A 752-nucleotide genomic window follows, 5' to 3' on the forward strand; every position below is an offset into this window, starting at 1 on the left:
GTGGGGAAGACTGATACAGCCACATACATTGATGCCATTCATCTACTGGGGGAGTATCCGTCAGGCTGGACGGGGCACAGGTTCGATCACGCCCCACTCATGTGGTGTCTCGGTTACTCTGGTGAGAAGTGTCGCGACCTGCTTCAAGCTGCCATTATCGGCAAGAAAGTTAACGGTGAGTTTGTTGGGGGGTTGATTCCTCCTGAACGTATCGTTTCAACCGAGCCGATGACAGGAACACCGAATGCGGTTCGTTCCGCTTACATCAAGCATAGCAGTGGCGAACTTAGCAAGGTTCAGTTCTGGTCATACACCCAAGGGCAGCACGCTTTAATGGGTGATGATATCGACTGGTTTCACATTGACGAAGAACCCGAAGACCAGACTATCTACCCTCAGGTTCTGACGCGAACAGCGACAGGTGATCGGGGTAATGGTGGCAGGGGAATATTGACCTTTACACCCGAAAACGGCCGAACCGAACTGGTGATTAAATTGCTTGATGACCCAGCGGAATCTCAGTTCTGTATGAACGTTGGTTGGAATGATGCGCCACATCTGACAGAAGAAACAAAACGAAGCCTTCTCGAATCTTACCCAGCACACCAGCGCGACATGCGAACAAAAGGTATTCCCATGCTTGGACAAGGTCGCATATTCGATTTCAGCGAAGAGGTGATTACTTGCGAGCCATTCCCGATACCTAAGCACTATATGGTTATCGATGGCATGGACTTTGGCTGGGATCATCC

1 protein-coding gene is annotated in these 752 nt (G+C 50.4%); it reads left to right on the top strand.

Annotated elements, in window-relative coordinates:
* Positions 1-752 (top strand): terminase large subunit domain-containing protein (locus tag NXS07_RS22570; RefSeq protein WP_258087575.1); only part of this gene is annotated, 752 nt, incomplete at both ends.

The organism is Xenorhabdus bovienii (assembly GCF_024721015.1).
Taxonomy (GTDB): Bacteria; Pseudomonadota; Gammaproteobacteria; order Enterobacterales; family Enterobacteriaceae; genus Xenorhabdus; species Xenorhabdus bovienii.